This window comes from Deinococcus planocerae (genome assembly GCF_002869765.1).
In the GTDB taxonomy this organism is placed as follows: Bacteria; Deinococcota; Deinococci; order Deinococcales; family Deinococcaceae; genus Deinococcus; species Deinococcus planocerae.
Map to the genome: position 1 here is coordinate 1 of NZ_PNOR01000088.1, position 1315 is coordinate 1315.

Genomic DNA, 1315 nt, shown 5'->3' on the forward strand with positions numbered 1-1315 from the left:
CGCCCAGCCAGATGTAACGGGCGAGGAGCAGGGCCGCCACGACATAGAGGATGGGGCTGACCTGCCGCGCCCGCCCGCTCAGCAGCTTGATGGCGCAGTAGCTGATCACGCCCAGGGACACCCCGTTGGCGATGGAGAAGGTCAGCGGCATGGCAATCACCGTCAGGAAGGCGGGCAACCCTTCGCTGATGTCGTCCCAGTCCACATGGCGCACGCCCTCCATCATCAGGGCGCCGACCAGGATCAGGGCGGGCGCGGTGGCGGCTCCCGGAATCGCGGCGGCGAGCGGCCACAGGAACATGGCGAGGAGGAAGAGCACCCCCACCGTCACGGCGGTCAGCCCCGTGCGCCCGCCCTCCCCGATGCCGCTCGCCGACTCCACATAGGCGGTGGTCGTGCTCGTGCCCACGAAGGCGCCGAACATAGCGGCCAGCCCGTCCATCGCGAAGGTCCGGCGCGCGCGGGGCATGTCCCCCTGGGCGTCGAGGTAGCCCGCGCGCTGGGCGAGGCCCGTCAGGGTGCCGGTCGCGTCGAAGAAGTCCACGAAGAAGAAGGTGAACACGACGCTGAGGAGCCCCAGGCCAAGCGCCCCCGCGATGTCGAGCTGTCCGACGAGGGAGGAGGGCCAGACCGGCGTGCCGAAGATGCCCAGGAAGGCGCCGCTGAACCCGGGGAAGGCCCGCAGGGCCCCGTTCTCCCCCCCCGCATACACGGCGGCGCCGGTGGCGATGGCGATGGCGGTGGTCGCGAGGATGCTCCACAAGATGGCGCCGGTCACCCGGCGGCTCATCAACACGGCGGCGATGACCAGGCCGAGCAGGGCCAGCCACACCGTCGGGGCCCGCAGCGAGCCCAGCCCGAGCAGGGTCGCCTCGTTGCTGACGACCAGCCCGGCGCTGCGCAGCCCCAGGAAGGCCAGAAAGGCCCCGATCCCGCCCGTGATCGCGAACTTCAGCGAGGTGGGGATGGCCCGCACGATGGCCTGCCGCGCGCCAAGAACGCTGAGGAGCACGAACAGGATGCCGCTGATGAAGACCGCACCGAGGGCGGTCTGCCAGGGCACGCCCAGCCCCTGTACCACCGTGAAGGCGAAAAAGGCGTTCAAACCCATGCCGGGCGCCTGGGCGAAGGGGTACTTGGCGACCAAACCCATCACCAGCGAGCCGAAGGCGGCGGCGAGGGCGGTGGTCATCAGGAGCTGCACGAAGGCGTTGGGCACGTTGATCGCCGCGGACAGCACCTGCGGGTTCACGAAGAGGATGTAGCTCATCGTGAGGAAGGTCGTCAGGCCCGCCCTCATCTCGCGCGAGACGGT

1 protein-coding gene is annotated in these 1315 nt (G+C 70.0%); it reads right to left on the reverse strand.

Annotated features, from left to right (window positions below; genetic code table 11):
- A partial coding sequence (locus tag A7B18_RS21080; protein ID WP_245873003.1) for an NCS2 family permease occupies window positions 1-1315 on the reverse strand: 1315 nt, incomplete at both ends.